The organism is Siphonobacter sp. BAB-5385, from assembly GCF_002261125.1.
Taxonomy (GTDB): Bacteria; Bacteroidota; Bacteroidia; order Cytophagales; family Spirosomataceae; genus Siphonobacter.
Window position 1 is genome coordinate 42,243 of the sequence record NZ_NMPS01000203.1, and the last position, 19,154, is coordinate 61,396.

Annotated in this window: 14 protein-coding genes and 1 pseudogene; 9 read left to right on the plus strand and 6 right to left on the minus strand. The window is 47.6% G+C overall.

Annotated elements, in window-relative coordinates:
* Window positions 1–24 precede the first annotated feature (24 nt).
* On the plus strand, window positions 25–978 hold the full coding sequence (locus BWI93_RS20020; protein WP_094814577.1) for a helix-hairpin-helix domain-containing protein: 954 nt from the start codon (window positions 25–27) through the stop codon (window positions 976–978).
* Window positions 979–1,033: 55 nt separating this feature from the next.
* On the opposite strand, the gene BWI93_RS20025 is transcribed toward BWI93_RS20020, so the two are convergent.
* A complete protein-coding gene (locus tag BWI93_RS20025) occupies window positions 1,034–1,756 on the minus strand; it encodes a TIGR00730 family Rossman fold protein (RefSeq protein ID WP_094814605.1) in 723 nt (240 codons plus the stop codon).
* Between the two features lie 234 nt (window positions 1,757–1,990).
* On the opposite strand from BWI93_RS20025, the gene rpiB reads away from it, so the two are divergent.
* Window positions 1,991–2,419 (plus strand): ribose 5-phosphate isomerase B, encoded by a 429-nt coding sequence (gene rpiB, locus BWI93_RS20030; RefSeq protein ID WP_094814607.1) that lies wholly within the window; start codon window positions 1,991–1,993, stop codon window positions 2,417–2,419.
* 53 nt (window positions 2,420–2,472) lie between these two features.
* Here the strand turns inward: rpiB and BWI93_RS20035 are convergent, their stop codons facing one another.
* Window positions 2,473–3,882 carry a DUF6427 family protein gene (locus BWI93_RS20035; protein ID WP_094814579.1) on the minus strand — a complete coding sequence of 470 codons (1,410 nt, stop codon included), beginning with the start codon at window positions 3,880–3,882 and terminating at the stop codon, window positions 2,473–2,475.
* A gap of 293 nt (window positions 3,883–4,175) precedes the next feature.
* Here BWI93_RS20035 and rbfA point away from each other — a divergent pair, with 293 nt between their 5' ends.
* Window positions 4,176–4,553 carry a 30S ribosome-binding factor RbfA gene (gene rbfA, locus BWI93_RS20040; RefSeq protein ID WP_094814581.1) on the plus strand — a complete coding sequence of 126 codons (378 nt, stop codon included), beginning with the start codon at window positions 4,176–4,178 and terminating at the stop codon, window positions 4,551–4,553.
* A gap of 79 nt (window positions 4,554–4,632) precedes the next feature.
* Window positions 4,633–5,844 carry an ABC transporter permease gene (locus BWI93_RS20045; protein ID WP_094814583.1) on the plus strand — a complete coding sequence of 404 codons (1,212 nt, stop codon included), beginning with the start codon at window positions 4,633–4,635 and terminating at the stop codon, window positions 5,842–5,844.
* A 3-nt stretch (window positions 5,845–5,847) separates the two neighbouring features.
* Here the strand turns inward: BWI93_RS20045 and BWI93_RS20050 are convergent, their stop codons facing one another.
* Window positions 5,848–6,609 (minus strand): biotin--[acetyl-CoA-carboxylase] ligase, encoded by a 762-nt coding sequence (locus BWI93_RS20050; RefSeq protein ID WP_094814585.1) that lies wholly within the window; start codon window positions 6,607–6,609, stop codon window positions 5,848–5,850.
* Window positions 6,610–6,779: 170 nt separating this feature from the next.
* Between BWI93_RS20050 and rsfS the strand changes: the two genes are divergently transcribed.
* The 3 genes from rsfS (at window position 6,780) to BWI93_RS20065 (ending at window position 10,343) form a co-directional block, all read left to right on the plus strand.
* Window positions 6,780–7,172, plus strand: coding sequence for a ribosome silencing factor (gene rsfS, locus BWI93_RS20055; RefSeq protein ID WP_094814587.1), 393 nt, complete (start codon window positions 6,780–6,782; stop codon window positions 7,170–7,172).
* Between the two features lie 164 nt (window positions 7,173–7,336).
* The gene (gene ftsH / locus BWI93_RS20060) at window positions 7,337–9,382 is read left to right on the plus strand and encodes an ATP-dependent zinc metalloprotease FtsH (protein WP_094814589.1); all 2,046 of its coding nucleotides are present in this window, start codon (window positions 7,337–7,339) and stop codon (window positions 9,380–9,382) included.
* A 142-nt stretch (window positions 9,383–9,524) separates the two neighbouring features.
* On the plus strand, window positions 9,525–10,343 hold the full coding sequence (locus BWI93_RS20065; RefSeq protein ID WP_094814591.1) for a UDP-2,3-diacylglucosamine diphosphatase: 819 nt from the start codon (window positions 9,525–9,527) through the stop codon (window positions 10,341–10,343).
* A 204-nt stretch (window positions 10,344–10,547) separates the two neighbouring features.
* Here BWI93_RS20065 and BWI93_RS20070 read toward each other — a convergent pair whose 3' ends face one another.
* From BWI93_RS20070 to fsa, 3 genes are all read right to left on the minus strand, one after another.
* Window positions 10,548–12,995, minus strand: a complete 2,448-nt coding sequence (locus BWI93_RS20070; protein ID WP_094814593.1) for an outer membrane beta-barrel protein — start codon at window positions 12,993–12,995, stop codon at window positions 10,548–10,550.
* Window positions 12,996–13,271: 276 nt separating this feature from the next.
* Window positions 13,272–13,619 carry a hypothetical protein gene (locus tag BWI93_RS20075; protein WP_141217541.1) on the minus strand — a complete coding sequence of 116 codons (348 nt, stop codon included), beginning with the start codon at window positions 13,617–13,619 and terminating at the stop codon, window positions 13,272–13,274.
* Window positions 13,620–13,762: 143 nt separating this feature from the next.
* Entirely contained in the window at window positions 13,763–14,419 is a 657-nt protein-coding gene (fsa, locus tag BWI93_RS20080) for a fructose-6-phosphate aldolase (protein ID WP_094814597.1), read from the minus strand.
* A 323-nt stretch (window positions 14,420–14,742) separates the two neighbouring features.
* Between fsa and BWI93_RS20085 the strand changes: the two genes are divergently transcribed.
* The gene (locus BWI93_RS20085) at window positions 14,743–15,828 is read left to right on the plus strand and encodes an efflux RND transporter periplasmic adaptor subunit (RefSeq protein WP_158242695.1); all 1,086 of its coding nucleotides are present in this window, start codon (window positions 14,743–14,745) and stop codon (window positions 15,826–15,828) included.
* 130 nt (window positions 15,829–15,958) lie between these two features.
* Window positions 15,959–19,065: pseudogene (locus BWI93_RS20090) on the plus strand (efflux RND transporter permease subunit).
* The last annotated feature ends 89 nt before the right edge of the window (window positions 19,066–19,154 follow it).

Genomic DNA, 19,154 nt, shown 5'->3' on the forward strand with positions numbered 1-19,154 from the left:
TTTGAAGCATTAATTGCTTCACTTATGCCTTCCAAGCTCACCCAATGGATACGGAATTATTTTGGTTTCAGTCGCACCGAATCACGGGGCTTTCTGGTTCTGCTGTGTCTGCTGATTATACTGCTTATCTCTCCTTTTGTACTGGATTTCTTTCCTGATTCTGTACAGGATTCGCAGGATGCACAAAAGCTTGACACGCTGATGGCCCAGTTGGAGGTGCAGTCTGAAACGCAAAAAGCGTACTCCGAACACGATTCCCGCGATTACAACCATTCCCCCGACAAGCGTCTAAGTAAACCTACGCGTTTGTTCGCCTTTGACCCGAACACCATCACCTCCGAACAGTGGCAGGAATTGGGCGTGGCCCGCTGGATGGCCGAGCGAATTGTCAAGTACCGATCCAAAGGGGGCGTATTCCGTAAAAAAGAAGATTTACTACGCATCTATGATTTCCCGGAAGAGCAGTATCGGCAACTGGAAGCGTACATTCGTCTGCCCGCTACCCCTACTTCCTTTTCCAATCCAACCCTTAAGTCTAGTACTGAAACTCGTTCTACGCCATCGAAAGCGGACCGTACTACATTTACCTTTCAACTAAATGAAGCGGATACGACCGATTTCAAGAAGGTCTACGGCATTGGCTCGAAACTGGCTCTTCGCATCATTAAATTCCGGGAAAGTCTGGGTGGTTTTGTAAACGAAAATCAACTACGGGAAGTCTGGGGACTCGATTCGACGGTAGTACAGGAATTGCTCAAACACGGGCGTCTGACGGGCCCGGGTTCCGTACGGAAAATTAAAATCAATGAAGTAAGTCTGGAACAGTTCCGCCACCCCTACTTGAAGCCCTACGTAGCCAAAGCTATTCTAGCCTATCGCCAGCAACACGGTGATTTTCAGTCCGCCGCTGATTTGAAAGCCGTAAAGCTCTTAGACGAAGGTACGCTGAAGAAACTGGAACCGTACCTCGCCTTTTAATTTTTACGGTCTGGTACTAGATCCAGTAACAGGATCTAGTACAGACCGATTTATTTTAGAAATTAGGCTTCAGCATATACCGGGAATAGAATTTCTCGATGACTCCCACGGCTTCATCCGCCGTATCGACTACACTAAACAAATTCAGGTCGTTTAACTTGATGTAGCCGTTTTCTTCGCCCATTACATTCCGGAGCCAGTCAACCAGCCCACCCCAGTATTCGCGACCCACCAGTACAATCGGGAAACGGCCAATTTTCTGGGTCTGAATGAGCGTGAGTGATTCAAACAATTCATCCATCGTACCAAAGCCGCCGGGCAGGGCAATGAAGCCCTGGGCGTATTTGACAAACATTACTTTCCGTACGAAGAAAAAGTCAAAATTGATACTTTTATCGTGGTCAATGTAAATGTTTGGCTGCTGTTCAAAAGGTAGTTTGATATTTAACCCAACGGATTTACCGCCATTTTCCTTTGCTCCCTTGTTACCGGCTTCCATGATACCGGGACCGCCCCCCGTAATCACACCGTAACCGAGTTTCACGAGTTTTCCCGCGATTTCTTCGGCCAATTTGTAGTGGGGGTGATCGGGTAAGGTACGAGCCGAGCCGAAGATGGAGACACAGGGACCGATTTTGGCCATTCGGTCAAACCCTTCCACAAACTCCGCCATTACTTTAAACACAACCCAGGAATCGGCACTCTTGATTTCGGCCCAGTCTCGGTTTTCGAAGGCTTCCCGAATACGGGCTTCGTCTTCAATGACCGCCGGATTCATTAAGGAAACATCGGTTAAAGGACGGATATTTTCATCGCTTCCGGGTAACGGTGGTAATCCCGTAGGCTTTATTTCTTGATTATTTTCTGACATCGTAATAAGTGGTTTACTTGAACATTTTCCCGCTGGAGCAGAGCTTTTACTAGAAGGCTCCTACTTTTGTAAAACGGGAAGGATATAACTGTTTTCCGCTCCGTAATGTTGCAGTTTTTACTTAAACTTCCGAATACACGCATGAAAATTGCTATCGGCTCCGATCACGCCGGATTTGATTACAAAAAACGCCTGGCCGATTACCTTACCCTGCAAGGTCATCACGTCACGGACTTTGGCACGTACTCCCTTGATTCCGTCGACTATCCGGACTTTGCTCATCCCGTGGCCTCAGCGGTCGAGACGCAGGAAGCGGACTTTGGCGTATTGTGTTGCGGCAGTGGTCAGGGCGTTTGCATTACGGCGAATAAACATCAGGACGTTCGGGCAGCTCTGGTCTGGGGCCGGGAATTAGCCGAACTTTCCCGTCAGCATAACAACGCAAATGTCATTTGCATTCCCGCCCGTTTCATTGCGTATGAAATTGCGGAAACCTGCGTACAAACGTTTCTGGACACTCCTTTCGAAGCCGGTAGACACGCTACCCGCGTTGGTAAAATCAGTTGCTAAACGTGTTCCAAAACGAAACGAGGCCCGACTTCTGATTCGGGCCTCGTTTCGTTTTAAGCGTGTATTTTGCGGTAGATTCCCTTATCGATTTGCTCGTACTGCCGGGCCAGAGCGGGAATGCGTTTGAAAAGCGTTGGAGCCAGATTACGGCGGTCAATCAGGTACTCCGGCGGGTCTTTCTCAAAGTTTCGGAGGATATTGATGACGTTGTTGTAATTGTTCAGATTTTCCAGATCGAAACGGGCCAGATTCCAGTTCAGATAGGCCGTTGCCGGGTAATTTTCGAGGTATTCACCCATGCCATCGCCCAATACCAGAATTCGTTTGTTTTTAATCTCACTGGGTAAGCGTACGGGTTGTACGGTCAGATTTTCCAGTTTCAGAATCGTATTGGAAAAGGCCGGTAACAGGGTCAAATAAAACAAAATCCCGACTCCTCCTACAAAGATTACAAACATCATTTCTGGAATCCATCTGCGGCGAGTATAGGTCTCAAAGAAGTAGACACTAAAAAAGGCCAGACCGGGCGTGAAAATGACAAACTGCATGGGAGCCAGATAAGCCATCAGCCCCACCGAGAGCAGACAGGCTCCCAGGTACAAAGCCATCACCTGTTGTACCCGCGATTGGAAATTCGTATAGCGTCCGTGTTTGAGAATTTGTAGAAAGCCCAATCCAGCCAGTATGACGGGTAAAATGAGTACTGTAATCAGGGTTTGAAAATCATTTAGATCGTATTGGCGGATCTGGAAAATGATACTGAGAAAATTCCGGGTAAAAGCATCGTACCGACCATCCAGATAAAAATAGAGGTTCACAATGACCAGCGGAAAGAGAAACCCGAGGATATTCATGATGTGCTGGCGGAAGCTCGCACCGCTATACAGGAGTAAGGCTAGTACTGCCCATAGAATAAACACCATACAGGGTGGGTAAAACAGCGTAGCTATGCCAATGTAGAAGCCCACTTCCAATAATTCATCCCGAATGCCTTCCCGATCCAGTTGCTTGAGCATGGTGCCCAGAGCCAGTAAGAGGAAGGTAGTGGCAAGCAGAGCTGGTGAGAGTGTCGTGTAATCGAACGAAAGATTCATCAATACCAGATAGATAAACCCCGGTACGTAATTCCGATCCGCAAAGACACTTTGCCGACTCATAATCAGATTGAAATAAATCATCTGAAAAGCGGCTATCGCGTAAGCCACAAAGTGATACATGACTTCGGAACGACCGAAAATCCAGTGCAGACCCGCATAGACCGCCGCCGCCATGGGAGCCGTACTATCCCAGATGCCATCGTACAGGCCGTGCCCCTTACTGAGTTGTTCGCCCAGCAACGTCCATTGCATTTCAGGAATCAACAAAGGGGTGGTGCCCATCAGGACCGGCAGGCGGACCAGAAACAGAATTACTAATAGTACGAAGAGCTGATAGGCCGCATTGACCCGGAAAAAACTAAGCAAGATTGTAAAGCGTTTTATATCTGAATGAATCGGCCATTGGCTTGATTCTTTAATTCATCTCTTACGAGCAGAAAAGGCCTGATTGTAACAGGTGCAGTCCGGATAACGGAACGGCCTGGCGTTCCATTTGGCACTTCTAATCCTTTGCTTCTTCTGTAATTCTATGGTAAAATTAACTACTCTATTCCGAAACCTCTGCGATCCTTCCTAAACTCACGGGGAAAATTCGGATATTTGCGGGGTTCGGGATGAGTTTAACCCCGGAGAGGCCTTCCTCTCCCTAGACGAATGGTATGGAATCGAAACGACAACAAAAATTTGCCCGGCAAATACAGAAAGACCTGGGAGATATTTTTCAACGGGAAATGCAGAGTCAGTTTGGGAATGCGTTTATCACCGTTACGGACGTGAAAGTAAGCCCCGACTTGGGCATTGCCCGGGCGTATCTGAGTTTTCTGTTAACCGAAGACAAAGATCAACTGCTGAAAAACATTCAGGACAAAACGAAACACATCCGGCAGATTCTGGCCAATAAGATCCGGAATCAGGTACGGATTATTCCAGAGTTACAGTTCTTTCTGGATGACACCTCCGAGTACGCGGCTAAAATGGATGCCCTGTTTGCGGGAATCACCATTCCGCCCGCTACTGACGAGCCCGAAGAAAAATAAGTACGGGTCTGATCCGGTTTTATCCGTGGATAAAACCGGATCTTTTTATATTTCTTCCCTACCCTTTTGAAGTTCAGGCATGAATCTGGCCTTTCTAGTTGCCCGCCGTTATTTTCTTACCAAGAAAAAAACCTCGTTTATCAACCTTATCGCCATTATCTCCATGCTGGGTGTATGCATTGGTACGATGGCTTTAGTGGTGGTTCTGTCCGTGTTTAATGGACTGGAAGACTTTAACCGGCAGCTTTTTAAAACCTTTGATGCTGATTTACGGATCGTACCCGCCAGTGGCAAGAATTTTCGGGTAACGGATTCGCTCTGGACGGAACTTAAGAAAATTCAGGGTATCAAGCACATCACACAGGTATACGAAGAAAATGCCCTGGTTCAGTATGGAGATCAGCGAACGGTAGTAACCATCAAGGCGATGGACGATAATTTACAGTCGCATCCGGAAATGGATACGGCCCGTATCGCCGGAAGTCTGATCCTCCAACAACAACAGCAAAATTTTGCCGTACTCGGCATTGGCGTGGCCCGTATGCTGGGTTTAAGACCGGAAGATCCGCTGACGCCGCTGGAAATCTGGTACCCTCGCAGAAACGCTAACCTGGCGGCTCCCGGCCTGGATGCCTTCAATCAGGCGAACATTCAGCCGGGGGGAATTTTCAGTATTGAGCAAACCTTTGACGATCAGTACGTTTTTGTGCCCCTGCGATTTGCGGAAGATTTATTCGAAACGGATGGTAAACGTACGGCTCTGGAATTACAATTACAATCAGGCGTAGCCGTCGAATCAGTACAGAAGCAGGTAAAAACGGCTTTAGGTTCGACGTTCAAGGTACAAAACCCCGACGAGCAACACGCCAGTTTGTTCCGAGCTATTCAGATTGAAAAGCTTTTTGTGTTTATAACCCTGACGCTCATTGTCGCCATCGCTTCCTTTAATATCTATTTCTCTCTATCGATGCTGGCCATCGAGAAAAAATCCGATGTGGCAACCTTGCTGGCTTTAGGAGCCTGGCCCGGACTGATTCGGCGGATTTTCCTGACTGAAGGAGCCCTGGTGGGCTTCAGTGGGGCTTTGGTAGGTTTGCTGGCGGGTATTGGCATTTGCTCGTTACAGCAGGAATATGGTCTGGTAAAAATGGAGCTGGTCGGTTCACTGGTCGATGCGTATCCCGTTCGGATGCAGATGTTCGATCTGGTTGGCGTCACCGTTGCCATTATCATCATTACGCTGGCGGCCTCCTGGATGCCCGCCCAGAAAGCCGCCAAGCAGGAACTTTAGGAATTACTGCTGAAGAAAACTGATTTCCTTTATACCGAAATACCGGATGCCGCTTTCCGTTTCGACCTCGAGTTGCCCGTTGTCAGCAATGCCGCTGATTTTACCCGCAAAGACTTTACCCGTTGTATCCTGATACGGATGCCAGGTTTGATACCGATACAGGCGTTGCAGGTATTCCTGGCGTTGCTGTAAATGATCGCCTTTTCTTAACTGTAGATAGCGGGTTTCCAGGTTCACACAGAGCTGGTTCAGGAGTTTTTCAAGCTGAAACTCCCGACCCGTAACCTGTCGAACTGACGTGGCCGTAGGTATACTGAACTGCAGTTGATTGATGTTTACACCAATTCCTACGACAGCCCCGGTCAACGTACTTCCCATCAGGGAATTTTCGATCAGAATACCCGTCAGTTTTTGATCCCTGTAATACAAATCGTTGGGCCATTTTATGCGTACGCCTTCTCCCAGCAAATGGGACAGAAAGTCGTGCACCCCCAGGGCAATGGCAATACTCAGCCGAAACTGCTGCGGAGCCTGCAGAAAAACGGGTCTGAGGATAAAAGAAAAGGTCAAATTTTCGCCCACATTGGCAACCCAGCTACTGCCGCGTTGTCCTCGCCCGCCAGTCTGTTCATCCGTAATGATCAGAAGGCCCTCGGGAGCTTCTTCGCGTAAATAATCGGCGGCTAGGTCATTGGTAGAATGACAACTTGGCAGATATATAATTTTTTGACCTATAAATTCGGTGTTTGGATAAGATTTGTACAATTATTTTTAGTTTTAAGGGAGGAAATTTACGAATCTAGCGTTATATACGTGTCAGATGAAGTACAAGTCCTAATTTTAAGCGTACTTCGTAATCTTAATATTAAACTCTTCGATTCGTTATGCTGAACACAGATTTATTCTGTCAGCCGCTAACGGTAATCTTTTAACGAATGATTGAAACGGCTCAACGCGTCAAAGAAAATGACATCCCGGCGGATGAACTCTGCCAACTCGTGGTGAAGGGCATGCAGGAGAAAAAAGCCCAGAATATTGTGGTTTTAAATTTAAAAGGCGTCAAAAATGCCATTGCGGATTACTTTGTCATCTGCTCTGGTAAATCAGACACGCAAATTGACGCTATTGCTGATTCCATTGACGAAGAGGTGCACAAGAATACGGGTGTGAACCCCTGGCATCGTGAAGGAAAAAGCCAGAAAGAATGGATCCTGATCGATTATGTCGATGTAGTGGCACACGTCTTTAAACAGGAAAGACGAGATTTTTATCGTCTGGAAGAGCTTTGGGGCGATGCTGAATTTACGGTTATCGAAGACGAAGCCTGATTTTAGCCGTTCACCCTGATTTTTCTGCCATTCGACCCAAGCTGAATCGTCTGACGAAACCATTCATTCATCTTGTGGATTACACTTTTACTAATTAACTGGTTTTACCGCCAGAGTGATCATCGCCGGGTTCCGATTCGGCATCCAAGCAAGAAAGACAGAATATGGCTGAAGAAACCCCAAATAAACCCAAATTACCTAAACCTCCCCGCCGACCAGGTTTTCAGGGCTGGCTTGTAGCGGGATTGGTGGTTGCGATCATTGCGATTATGTTCGTAAGTAAGAGCAGTGCAGTGCAAAGAATTAAGATGAAACAATTCTTTGAAATGGCTGCGAAAGGTGAAGTAGAACAAACCGTGGTTGTCAATGACAAACTGGTGGAAGTTACCCTGACCCGGGAAGCCTTGCAGAAACCTGAATACCGAGGTCTGACCAATCAGAAATCGTATTTTCCTTCGACGCCAGGACCCCATTTTGCTTTTCCCATTCCGTCGACCGAAATTTTTAATGACGATGTAAAGGAGTTTAACAAAGCACACCCGACTGCCCCCATTGACTATACCGTGGATGAGCGGGCCGGACTCGTGGAATTTTTCTCCAGCTGGGGTTTCCTGATTCTGATCGTAGTTACGATGTACTTTATGATGAGTCGCATGGCTGGCGGTGCTGGTCCGGGTGGACAAATCTTCAATATTGGTCGTTCGCGGGCTACGCTTTTCGATGCGGAAAACAAAGTCAAAATTACATTTGACGATGTAGCAGGTCTCGACGAAGCTAAAGAAGAGATTAAGGAAATTGTTGAATTCCTTAAAAATCCGAAGAAGTTTACGGACCTTGGGGGTAAGATTCCTAAAGGAGCCCTATTGATTGGCCCTCCAGGTACGGGTAAAACCTTGTTGGCAAAGGCTGTTGCAGGTGAAGCGGGTGTACCTTTCTTCTCCCTGTCAGGTTCTGACTTCGTGGAAATGTTCGTAGGGGTAGGTGCCGCTCGGGTACGTGACCTCTTCAAACAAGCGAAAGAAAAAGCTCCCTGTATTATCTTTATCGATGAGATTGATGCGGTAGGTCGGTCACGGGGCCGGGGTGCCATGCCCGGAGCTAATGACGAACGGGAAAATACCCTGAACTCGTTGTTAGTAGAGATGGATGGTTTTGCTACGGATTCCGGTATCATTATCCTGGCCGCTACCAACCGTCCGGATGTATTGGATTCTGCCTTGATGCGTCCCGGTCGTTTTGATCGTCAAATCTCGATTGACAAACCCGATATTATTGGTCGGGAGGCTATCTTCAAAGTACACATGTCGAGCCTGAAACTGGCTCCGGATGTAGTTGCCAACAAGCTGGCCGCTCAAACCCCTGGTTTTGCTGGTGCTGAAATCATGAACGTTTGTAACGAGGCGGCTCTGATCGCTGCTCGGAAAAACAAACAGGCCATTGATATGCAGGATTTCCAGGATGCAATGGACCGGGTGATTGGTGGTATGGAGAAGAAAAACAAGATTATTTCTCCGCACGAAAAGAAAATTGTGGCCTATCACGAAGCGGGTCACGCCGTTGCAGGCTGGTTCCTTGAACACGCCGATCCGCTGGTAAAAGTGACGATTGTGCCCCGTGGTGTGGCTGCTTTAGGTTACGCTCAGTATTTACCAAAGGAACAATTCCTGTACCGTACCGAACAGCTCCTCGACGAAATGTGTATGACGTTAGGTGGACGGGCGGCCGAGGAAGTAGTTTTCGGTAAAATTTCCACGGGTGCTTTAAGTGATCTGGAGCGTGTGACGAAAATGGCCTACTCGATTGTTACCGTATACGGTATGAACGAAAAACTGGGTAACATTTCGTTTTACGATTCAAAAGGCAATAACGAATACTCGTTTAACAAGCCTTACTCGGAAGAAACGTCTCGTATCATTGACGAAGAAGTACGGATGATCGTAGACGCAGCTTACGAACGCACGAAAGGACTGTTACGCGATAACATTCAAGCTTTAGAAGTAATCTCTCAGCAACTGTTGACGAAAGAAGTACTCTTCCAGTCTGACTTAGAAGAACTGATTGGCAAACGTCCGTTTGAGCAGGAAACTTCTTACCAAGCGTATATGAAGGGCAAAAACGGTACGCCAGCTGATAAAGAATCAGCTCCTACCGAGATTCCTCAGGATGCTGCTCCTGACAACTCAGAAGTAGTTCCAACGGAACAAGCCTAAGTTTCTCAGTAAAAAACGTCTCTCTGAATACTCGGAGAGACGTTTTTTTATGCTTTCAAGGTTCGTTGTACGAATTCACTAATGGCCTTCTATCTTTGTAGCTTCATTTAGCAGCAGCCCGTTGCTGCTGTTTCCTGTTCTAATGAACGATATTCAACTCCTTCCCGGAAAGAAAATTTTCTTTGCTTCCGACTTTCATTTGGGCAGTGCCCCCCTTTCTAAAAGTGCCGAACGTGAACGTACCGTAGTACGCTGGCTTGAGCAAATCCGCCCGGAAGCTCAGGTACTGTTTTTAGTAGGCGATATTTTTGACTTCTGGCACGAATACCGCGAAGCCGTACCGAAAGGATACGTTCGTTTTTTAGGAAAATTAGCTCAATTACGGGATGAAGGCGTTGAAATTCATCTATTTACAGGCAATCACGATTTATGGATGCGGGATTATTTTCCGAAGGAATTTGATATTCCCGTTCATCGAAACCCGATTGCTTTTCGTGTAACTAGTAATCAAAGTACAAAGCGTTTTTTAGTCGGTCATGGGGATGGCTTAGGTCCCGGCGACTGGGCCTACAAACGAATCCTAAAGCCAGTCTTTACCAATTCGTTTCTTCAGTTTTTGTTTCGCTGGCTGCATCCTGACGTAGGGATTACGCTGGCTTACCGCTGGGCCCGGCATTCGCGAGCCTCTAAAGCTGGTAGACCCGAGGAGTTTTTCCGAAGTGACGAAGCGGAGTTGATTTTTCAGTATTGCCGTGAAATCGAAGCTCAATCTCATCACGATTACTACATCTTCGGTCATCGGCATTTGGTTTTGGATATGGAGGTTTCTGCTACTAGCCGATATCTCAACATTGGCGAATGGATTTACACGCAGTCGTATGGTTATTACGATGGAGAACAGTTTACCATGGAAATATTCGAGAATGATCCGGCCCTATTAGTCCCTGCAAATAAGAAATAGTTGATTGATAGCTGTCCATGGGTTGTACCCATGGCTAATGAGATTAAACCCCTTCGGGGCTGGTAGCTTGTTAACCCCGGAGGGGTTCAATGTCATTAGCCCCGCATGCAATGCGGGGAAGAAGTCAATACGTCTACCAATCAAGTCCAAAGAAAAAACCAACGAAGTCTCGCTGGTTTTCCTACTGTTTTCTAACACAAGTTACTAATTACTGCCCTGATTCACCCGTCCAGCTTCACTTTCCAGACCGGTACTGCGGCGACGGGAAGCCTGAATTTTAGAGTTTCCGAAGCGATACGAGAAGGTTAAGTTCGCTACCCGGTTCTCCCACTTATTCCGAATTTGCATATCTACGTTGCCAAACACGAAGCTTCCCCGGAATTGTTGCGACCAGAAAATATCGCGTACATTCAGCTTTAAGCTAGCTTTCTTATCCCAGAATTGTTTCTGTACCCCCACGGAAACCTGCCACATCGGCTCGCCTTTGATCGTACCTTCCAGAAACCCGCTCATGTAGAAACCGCTGATTTCTGCCGACCAGTTTTTAGGAAGCGTAAACTGGTTTTGCGTATTAAAGGTGGTCGTTACGATGCGTCCGTCAAATTCACCTCCATTAAGCAAGCCAACGAAGCGATTCCGGTTCACATTAAGGTAGTTGATGCTCATCCATTTTTTCGTGATAGGGATATTGGCCGAGATCGCTACGCCGTAGTTTTCGCGGAAACCAAAGTTTTCTTTGTTGATAAAGGTGGTACGAGCGGCATCGTCCTGACGTAAAACTTCGGTAATGATTCCATTCGAACGTCCGTAATTTAAGGTGGTCGTTACGGCTCCCATAAACGTGTGCGTCACTTCAGCTACGTGCGAGAATTGGGGTCTCAGGTACGGATTTCCCTGCTGATAGGTGTACAAATCAAGGAAGTACAGAAAGGGATTTAAATCCTCGTAATCAGGGCGATCGATGCGATAGCTATACGAAAAGCCTACGGTATTCTTCTTATTCAATTCCTGACGCACGAACACACTCGGGAACAGGTTCAGATAGTTCCGGCGAAAGCTCGTGTCTGACGTCACCTGATTCCCCTTCATCACCGTTTGCTCGCCACGCAGACCGAGTTGAACCGAGGTTTTCTTGATTTGCGTACTGTAGTTCAGATACGCGGCATTGATGTTTTCTCTGTAAATAAACTGGTTCGTACGACCGGGATCCACACGGGGTGCTTCTCCCTGCTGAATGGTGAATTTCATGTTGTTATCCGTCGTAACGAAAGCCGTTTTCAGACCGGCTTCCATTTTGGAATTTTTACTGAACGGATGCGTGTAATCTACCTTTGCTGAATAAATATCCACGATGCCCTTGGTATTACCTACGTCGAAGCGGGGGATTTCCAAATCTACTCCCGCTGGATTCACCGTCGTAATTTTGTACCGCTGATCCGAGCGATTATCGTACCGGGCGTAGTCAACATCGGCCGTAAATTCCTTACCCGTTGAATCAATGGTATGTTTCAAATTCAGGTTGGTCGTCAGGCTTTTCCAGGTATTATCAAAGTCCTGACCCGTCGTTGTGGTTTTTTCCAGTACGCTGGTGCCTCTGTAAATTTTGGTGACGTTATCGCCTATACTACCCCAGCTTCCGGCATTTACATTCATTAAGACCCCAATCGTCGTCTTTTTCGAAGCAAAATAATCGGCCCCCAGTTTTACGTTATTGTTGTGATTTCGGGTCGTATTCTCGGCAAACTGATCGTACAAAGCCGTCACCTCATCGCCCGAACGGAACTTGCGAACAATCGACTGATCCCGCCAATTTTTACGAGCCCCGCCCGAATAATTACCAAAGACATTCCATTTGTTCTGACGATAGTTCAGGTTCAGACTACCATTTGCTTTGGGGTTCAATCCGTATCCAAAACCTAAGCTAGCCGAGCCATTCAAACCTGCGTTCTGGTTTTTCTTGGTCCGAATATTGATGATCCCGGCATTACCAGCCGCATCGTATTTGGACGATGGATTGGTCATAATCTCAATTTTCTCCAGTTGATTCGCCTGCGTATTGCGGAGTAAATTAGCCAGATCTTCGTTGGACAGGTACGTAGGCTTCCCATCAATCATCACCCGTACCTGAGCTTTGCCCTTCAGCGAAATATTACCGTCGCGGTCTACCGTTACGCCCGGAGCACGTTCGAGTACTTCCAGAGCGGTATTTCCAGCCGCCACAATGCTATTTTCGACGTTGACAACCGTCTTATCGATTTGCTGTTCAATAAAAGGTTTGGCCGCAGCTACTCGTACCTCCTTCAGATCCTGCGAAGCAGGCTCCATTACTAAAGCAGCCAGTTTCACACTCGGTGATTCCGCATTCAGTACGAACGGCGGCGTTGTCTTTTTAGCAAATCCTACCTGCGTAAGCGTCACCAGGTAACGGCCTTCCGCCAGCCCTTCAATTTCAAAGGTACCATTGGCATCGGCTACTCCCCCCTTAGCCAAAGTCGAATCTTTGGCTTTGAGTACCATGATGGTAGCGAATTCAACGGCCTTTCCTGATACATCCGTAATCTTGCCCGATATGCTTCCCTGGAAGGGTTTCTGGGCAAATCCCAAGCCTATACCGGCTAGTAGAAAAGTTAGGATACATAGAATAGTTTTCATGGCTTTGATGGTAAGGAGACAGATAGAATTGGATGTTTTAATCTCGTTGATGACCCAAAGATGCGAGTCGAATGAAGTACTATGCAATACAAGCTACTATGAATTGCACAATAATCGGATGAACGGTAAAAAAGAGGGGATCAATTGAAGAACTAGAGGGGATAACTAATGGATGCAAAAGCCCCGGATGACGTTGCACGCCTCATCAAATATTTCGAAAAAGAAAAGTCCGGTAGTCGTTCTAGCGATTACCGGACTTGGATCCTATCGGAATGATTATTCTTCCTTACGGGGAGCTTTTTCTTTTTCTACGGAGATATTCAACTGCGTGGGGTCATCCATGACCTTACCCACATCCCGAATGAAGCGAATCACTTTGCCAAATCCACTTCTGGGTTTTTCCCGGGGTGGCACTTCTTCCTCTACTTCAATTCGCAGCTTGGTGGGATTGTCAATGACCTTACCCGCATTTTTGATAAACGTTACTACCTTGGAAAGTCCACCTTCGGACTCTTCCTGTAGAACTGATTCAGAAGCTTTTTTACGCTCAGACGCTTTGCTTTGACCCATAGCGGTCAATCCAAAGCCAAACACAAAAGACAAAAGAAGTATGCGTTTCAACATGAGCGGGTACTTTCGAAAATACAAACTTAAAATTCAGTCCTTACAAATACGTCACCATTCATCATTTTTAGCAACTTTTATTTTAATTTTTTACAAAAAAAGCCTGTTTCGAACAGGTTTTTTTTGTAAAAACAAATAATCTTTTATTCGGTGAAGGTAGCGGCATCGGCCAGAAACTTCTTCAATCCACTATCCGTGAGCGGATGATTCAGTAAGGACGTGATGACGGACAGTGGGCAGGTAGCCACGTCAGCCCCAATCTCAGCACACTTGAGAATATGTACCGGATGACGAATCGATGCCGCCAGTACCTGCGTCAGGAAGCCGTAGTTTTCGTAGATGGATACAATGGATTCGATCAGATCGATACCGTCCATGGAAATATCGTCCAGTCGGCCTACGAAGGGAGAAACGTACGTAGCTCCGGCTTTGGCCGCTAACAGAGCCTGCCCCGCCGAAAATACCAGTGTACAGTTCGTCTTGATTTCCTTGTCAGCAAAATATTTGATTGCTTTTACGCCATCCCGAATCATGGGTACTTTCACCACGATTTTTTCGTCGATTTCCGCCAGCTCCTCTCCTTCCCGAATAATTCCCTTGAAGTCGGTGCTGATTACTTCCGCACTCACGTCCCCGTCTACAATATCACAAATGCTCTTGTAGTGCTTGAAAATGTTGTTTTTACCCTTGATTCCCACTTTGGCCATCAGCGAAGGATTGGTCGTTACGCCATCCAGTACGCCTAACTCGTGGGCTTCCCGAATTTCATCGAGATTGGCCGTATCAATGAAAAATTTCATACGCTACTCTTGGTTATACAGTTTAAAAAGAGGTCCGTTTACTACATTGATCCTGGGTACTCATTTCTTTAAAAGAGGATTCAGGTAAAGGAAGTCCCTCTCTCTTTCTGAGTAAATGAGTAAAAATTACGTCGCAAAACTACGGGAGTTTTTCATACTCCTCCCCTGCTTGGTCTTTGGATTTTGGAAAACCGGAACTCCCTCTCCGGCTTCCCCCATCAATACGCCTAAAAATCTGTTATTTTCGTACAATATTTAATAGTTAACCTCCCATTCTTCTTCCGACTTCTTTCCGAAGCTGGATGTATTTGTTTACAAACCTTATGAAATCATCAAGCCTTGTTCGCTGGTTACTCGTGGTTGTCATTGTTGGCGGCATTGGGTATCTGGTTTATGGCAAATTGAATCGTACTGAACAGAAAAAAGCCGGAAATGAGCGTGCAGGAGGAGGCGGTGGTCCAGCCCGGCCACTTTCGGTGGATGGATACGTAGTTAGTACCGAAAAATTAAGTAACAGTATTGAAACGACAGGTACGCTACAAAGCAACGAAGAGCTTTCGCTACAGCCGGAAATCAACGCCCGGGTCGTGAAAATCTACTTCAAAGAAGGACAGCCCGTACCCAAAGGAGCCCTATTGATTAAACTCTTCGATGCCGATCTTTCTGCTCAGGTACTGAAAGTAAAAACCCAGCGAAAACTGGCTCAGAAATCGCTCGAACGTCTGCAGTACCTGCTCGAACGCGAAGGCGTCAGTAAGCAGGAAGTGGACGTGGCCCAATCCCAGGTTGAAGCCTACGACGCGGATCTGGCCGTAGCCAACGCTCAATTACAACGTACGGAAATCCGGGCTCCCTTTGCGGGCAAGATTGGTCTGCGGTACGTGAGTGAAGGAGCCATCGTTTCGCCCACCACGGTCATCGCCAGTTTTCAGCAAACCAATCCCCTGAAAGTTGATTTCTCGATTCCCGAAAAATATTCGGATGTCGTCCACATTGGCGACGGCGTTCGTTTCAACGTAGCGAGCGAGCGTACGGAATTTCAGGGAAAGGTTTACGCCATCGAACCCAAAATCGACCTGACCACCCGTACCATCAAACTGCGGGCACTGGTACCTAATGCCAACAATCAGCTCCGTCCCGGCCAGTTTGCCAAAGTGAACCTCCAGCTCGGCGAAACACCTGAAGCCTTACTGGTACCCTCACAGGCAATTATTCCGGGTACCAAAGATAAACAGGTGGTCGTTTCCCGCGGGGGCAAGGCTTCGTTCGTAACGGTAGAAACCGGCATCCGCACCGACACCAAAGTACAGGTGGTCAACGGCATTCAGGCCGGAGATACGGTGGTGATCAGCGGTATTCTTCAGATTAAACCGGATGCTCCGCTGAAGATCAGAAATGTAAAAAAGTAGCAGTACGCATTCCTATCTAAACGCACGGAAGAGTGGCACACGTATTTCATAGATCTCTGTGTTTCAGCGGCCTAAATTTCTTCCCGTACTACTGATCTATTGAACTGGTTATAGTGTAAAAGATCCACGTATGAGCTTACCCTCTTTGTCCCTAAGTCGCCCCGTACTGGCCATCGTGATGAACATCATCATTGTGTTGTTCGGCTACGTCGGCTTTACGTTTCTGGGCGTTCGGGATTTCCCGGCGATTGACCCGCCCATTATCAACGTGCGTACCAGTTACGCCGGGCTAACGCCGATATTATTGAATCACAGATTACCGAACCACTGGAAAAAGCCATCAACGGGATTGCCGGGGTACGCTCGATTTCTTCGTCCAGCAGCCAAGGAACGAGTAATATTACCGTTGAATTTAACCTGGAAGCCAACCTCGAAGCGGCCGCTAATGACGTACGTGATAAAGTAGCCCAGGCCCAGCGGCAGTTACCGAATGACCTTGATGCCCCGCCCGTTGTGAACAAGGCGGATGCCAACTCGGACGCCATCATTACGATGACCGTTCAAAGTACGACGCGGAACATTCTGGAAATTAACGATTACGGTACTAACGTTTTGCAGGAACGCCTGCAAACGATTCCCGGCGTCAGTAGCATTCAGATTTGGGGCGAGAAACGCTACGCCATGCGGTTGTGGCTCGATCCGGCTAAAATGGCTGCCTACAACATTACCGGCGTTGATGTACTAAATGCTTTGAATCGGGAAAACGTCGAACTTCCCTCCGGTAAAATTGCTGGTAATGCGACGGAATTAAGTATCCGTACGTTTGGTCGATTGACGACGGAAGAAGAGTTCAACAACATCATTCTTCGCAACCAGAATAGTCAGGTAGTTCGCTTTTCGGACATTGGTGAAGCCGTACTCGGTCCGGAAAACGAAGAAACCGCCATGCGGGGCAACGGCGTCGCCATGATCGGTATGGCGATTGTGCCGCAACCGGGTTCGAACTACGTAGCCATTGCCGACGATTTCTACAAGCGTCTGGAGGAAATCAAAAAGGATTTGCCGAAAGACATCCACCTGGATATTGCTCTGGACAATACGCGTTTCATCAAACGCTCCATTGAAGAAGTTGAAGAAACGCTCTTAATCTCGCTGGTACTGGTTGTTATTATTATCTACCTGTTCTTCCGGGACTGGGCCATCGCCTTCCGCCCCCTGATTGACATTCCGGTATCGCTGGTGGGAGCCTTTTTCATCATGTACATTTTCGGCTTTACGATCAACATTCTGACGATGCTGGCGATTGTACTGGCCACGGGTCTGGTCGTCGATGACGGGATTGTCGTAACGGAAAACATCTTCAAGAAACTCGAAGCCGGTATGCCCCGGATGCAGGCCGCCAAGGAAGGTTCGGAAGAAATCTTTTTCGCCGTTATTTCGACCTCGATTACGCTGGCCTTCGTATTCCTGCCCATTATCTTCCTGGAAGGGTTCGTCGGTCGTTTGTTCCGGGAATTCGGGATTGTCGTAGCCGGAGCTGTATTGATTTCGGCCTTCGTTTCCCTGACGCTAACGCCAGTACTGAACGTGATTATGTCGCGGAAGCAGCACAAAAACTCCTGGTTCTACGACAAAACGGAGCCTTTCTTCCAGTGGATGGACAAAGGTTATCACGATACATTGGCCAGTTTCATGAGAGTAAAATGGCTCGCCTGGGGAATCATCGCGGCTTGTTTTGGTTTAACGTACGTCCTTTTCAATACCATTCAGTCGGAGTTGGCTCCGCTGGAAGATCGTAGTCAGTTCCGTCTGTCCGTTACGGCTCCCGAAGGTACAGCTTACGATTATATGGATGACTACATGAGTCGCCTGACCCAGTTTGTAATCGATTCCGTACCCGAAAAACGAATTGTCATGAGCATTACGGCTCCCGGCTTCTCCGGAGCGGGCTCGGTCAACTCGGGTACCATTCGGATTGGTTTGAAGGAAATCAACGAACGCGAGCGGAGTCAGCAGCAGATTGTGGAGATGATCAACCGGAACACGAAGAATTTCCCCGAAGGAAAAGCTTTCGCCGTTCAGGAACAGACTATTGCGGTAAACCGTCGTGGTGGTCTACCCGTATCCTTCGTTATTCAGCACAATGATTTTGAAAAGCTGAAAGCCATGCTACCGAAATTTCTGGAAGCGGCCAATCAGCATCCTTCCTTGCAAGGGGTAGATATTGACCTGAAATTCAACAAGCCCGAGTTACGCGTGGAAATCGACCGGGCCAAAGCCAGTGAGCTGGGTGTATCGGTAGCCGATATTTCCGAAACCATGCAACTCGCCTACAGTAACCGTCGCTACGGCTACTTCACGCGGAATGGCAAGCAGTATCAGGTCATGGGTGAAGTATACCGCAAGGACCGTTCGCAACCCGTTGACTTACAGACCTTATACGTTAAAAATAGTCGCGGTGAGGCCATTCAGCTGGATAACCTCGTACACATCACCGAATCCACGACGCCTCCGCAATTGTACCACTACAACCGGTACAAGTCTGCGACCATCTCGGCCGGTCTGGCTCCGGGTATGACGATTGCCGACGGGATCAAAGCCATGCAGGCGGTGGCCCAGCAATTGAAGCTGAGTGAGCAGGGGTTTGCTACGGCTTTGACGGGTGCTTCGCGGGATTTTGCTGAAAGTTCGTCGAATACATCTTTCGCTTTCTTACTGGCCCTGGTCTTGATTTACCTGATTCTGGCGGCTCAGTTCGAAAGTTTTCTTGATCCGATTATCATCATGATTACCGTACCGCTGGCCCTGGCCGGAGCTTTGCTTTCACTCTGGCTGTTTGATCAGACGCTGAATATTTTCTCGCAGATCGGTATGATCATGCTGGTGGGTCTGGTTACGAAAAACGGTATTTTGATTGTGGAATTTGCCAACGAGCAACGGAAAGAGGGCCTGAGTAAAGTAGAAGCCGCCATCACCGCCGCTACCATGCGTTTACGCCCGATTTTGATGACCAGCTTAGCCATGGCACTGGGAGCCTTACCGATCGCCTTGTCGCTGGGAGCCGCAGCCACAAGCCGTATTCCACTCGGGATTGTGATTGTCGGTGGTATCATGTTCTCTTTGATGCTGACGCTATACGTCATTCCTGCCGTATACGCGATGATGTCCCGCCGGAAAGACGTCACGCCAACCAAGCAAAATGGCAAGGTAACGGAGCCGGAAATGACGTTAGTGTAATTTGAATTTTATTCAGTAAAGATTTTAATAGATGCGTTGTTCGTCCTGTTGAGACGGCTGATCTTTTAGTCCGTATCGCGAACGCCACT